This is a genomic window from Actinacidiphila epipremni, from assembly GCF_012034175.1.
Classification (GTDB): Bacteria; Actinomycetota; Actinomycetes; order Streptomycetales; family Streptomycetaceae; genus Actinacidiphila; species Actinacidiphila epipremni.
Map to the genome: position 1 here is coordinate 1 of NZ_JAATEJ010000058.1, position 2609 is coordinate 2609.

2 protein-coding genes and 1 pseudogene are annotated in these 2609 nt (G+C 69.3%); 1 reads left to right on the plus strand and 2 read right to left on the minus strand.

Annotation, left to right across the window (positions count from 1 at the left end; translation table 11 throughout):
- Both HCN08_RS37045 and HCN08_RS34360 read right to left on the minus strand, forming a co-directional pair.
- The coding region (locus HCN08_RS37045) for a ricin-type beta-trefoil lectin domain protein (protein ID WP_407648942.1) at positions 1-178 on the minus strand (178 nt) is incomplete at its 3' end.
- Positions 179-1411 (minus strand): annotated as a pseudogene (locus HCN08_RS34360) (alginate lyase family protein); the annotation flags it as partial.
- Positions 1412-1594: 183 nt separating this feature from the next.
- Here HCN08_RS34360 and HCN08_RS34365 point away from each other — a divergent pair.
- Positions 1595-2609, plus strand: a 1015-nt coding sequence (locus HCN08_RS34365) for a ThuA domain-containing protein (RefSeq protein ID WP_167987294.1), incomplete at its 3' end; no start/stop codon positions are given.

Sequence of the window (2609 nt, forward strand, 5' to 3'; positions counted from 1 at the left end):
GCAAGGCGCCCCCCGCCGCGACAGTCCACGTCTGCGCGCTCGTCCCGTTGCAGTCGTAGAGCTGGACAGCCGTGCCGTTCGCCGAGCTCGCCCCGGCCACGTCCACGCACTTGCTCCCCAGCCCGCGGATGGGACCGCTCACCGCCGCGGGCGGCGGCGTCGCGCCGCCCGGCGCCACATCCGGGTTGTCCGCATGCGTCAGCGTCTCCCACGCCACGAAGAGATTGTTCGTGCCGGCCGGCCGCCGCGACTCCGTGAGCGTCTGCGTGTTGGTCATGGCGATGCCCATCCGGTTGTGCAGCGCGTTGAAGCCGACCTCCGTCACCGGCCCGAGGCCGAGGGTGAGGTGGCCGCCGCACAGCCAGGACGGCGGCGCCGTGCCCAGCTCGTACTTCGACTGGAAGCCCAGCGCCTGCTGCAACCGCGGGCCGACCTGCGGGTAGAGGTCCTGGCCCTGGATGTACGCGGTCTCGGCGACGTCCGAGATGGACGCGATGCCGTAACCGGTGTGCGTGAAGTCGCGGCAGGTCTCCTGGGTGAGCCCGTCGACGAACGTCGACTGGCCCTGCCAGTAGCCGATGATCTGCGACGCGGTCGTCAGCCCGCTGCCCGGCACCGTCTTCGGCAGTGAGCCGTCCGAGCTGAGGTAGACGTACGCCGGGACGCGGTTGAGGTAGCGCGCGATGGCCCGGTCGTAGTCGGCCCCGTCGTCGAGGAAGATGGAGATGCCGACCGCGGCCTCCATCATCGTCAGCTCCCAGTTGCCGTTGCTGTTGGAGCCGTTGATGACCTCGGGCAGGTAGACGTTGCGCAGCATCGTCGCGAACCGCCCGGCGTTCGGCCAGCCGCCGGTGTAGGTGTACTTGATGATCTCCGCCGCGCGCGGCCACACCGAGCCGGCCCAACCGGTCTGCAGGGGCGCGTTGCTGTTGGTGTGCGTCGTGATCGTCGCCGACCACGCGTCCATCAGCTTGACGGCCTCCTGCGCGTAGGCGGAGTTGCCGCTGATGTACCAGGCGAGCGCGTCGGTGTACGCCGCGATCGCGTCCTCGCGCTCGTCCGTGCAGCCGTTGTTGGGGTTGCTGTACGGCCCGCAGTCCACGCTCGCGCGCGGCTTGGGCGTACGCGACAGCGAGGCGTACGAGCTGGAGATCATCTGCGAGTACGCGGCGGCCCAGGGCGCGGCGCCGGCCTGCACCTTGCCGCGTACGTAGTCCAGTTGGGGCCGGCTGACCAGAACTCCCGGGTGGACGAAGGTGGTCGGCGCGGCGGCGACCGCGGGTACGGCCGCCACCGCGGGCGCGGCGGGGGAAGGCGCCGCGGCCGGGGTGGCGGCGGTCGCGGCGCCGGTACCGGTCACCAATGCGGCGACCGTTGTGAGCGCGGCTGCCAGAGCCACGACGGCGGGCATTTTGCGAAACCGGTTACTGCGACAAGTCGGAGGTCTCATGGGGGCTCCTCGGCCGCGAGGGGAGAGGTGGGGGGTCTCACGGATGGTATGGACCATAGGTCATTGACATGAACACCGTCTAGACCTTTGAATCCCCCTACAGGCGCACGTTCCCCACACCGTCGCGCACGAGGAAGGCCACTCATGGTCCCAACCCGCACCGCACACCGCCCAGTTGTCCCCGTCGTACTCACCCGGCTGGTCGCGCTGCTCGCCGTCCTGCTGGCCGCGCTCGCCGCACCGGCCCACCGGGCCCACGCGGCACCGGCGTTCAAGATCCTCGCCTTCTACGACGGCACGTACGACGCGGCGCACATCAGCTTCGTCCACGAGGCCAACGCGTGGTTCCCGCAGCAGGCGGCGGCCAACGGCTTCTCGTACACCGCCACCAACGACTGGAACCAGCTCAACACGGCGAACCTGGCGAACTACCAGGTCGTGATGTTCCTCGACAACTACCCGCACACCGCGGCCCAGCAGAACGCGTTCCGCACGTACATGGAGAACGGCGGCGGCTGGATGGGCTTCCACGTCGCCGCGTACAACGACCAGACGCCCAGCGACTGGTCCTGGTACCACGAGACCTTCCTCGGCACGGGGACGTTCCGCTCCAACAGCTGGGGCCCGACGTCCGAGACGCTGCGGATCGAGGACCCGAACCACCCCGCGACCGCCGGGCTGCCGGCGACCATCACGTCGTCGGTCAGCGAGTGGTACAGCTGGCAGCACGACCTGCGGCAGAACCCGGACATCGACATCCTGGCGTCGATGGACCAGTCCACGTTCCCGATCGGCACGGACCCCAACCAGACCTGGTACAGCGGGTATTACCCGATCGTGTGGAGCAACCGGAACTACCGCATGATCTACAACAACTTCGGCCACAACGCGATGGACTACGCGACGAACACGACGCTGTCGTCGACGTTCGCGAGCCCGCAGCAGAATCAGTTGCTGCTGCAGGGCCTGCGCTGGCTCGGCGGCCAGTCCGGGCCGGTCACCCCGCCGCCTACCGGTGCGACCGGCCCGATCCGCGGGCTGGGGAGCAAGTGCGTGGACGTGGCCGGGGCGAGTTCGGCGAACGGCACGGCCGTCCAGCTCTACGACTGCAACGGCACGAACGCGCAGAGCTGGACGGTGGGTTCGGACCATACGCTGA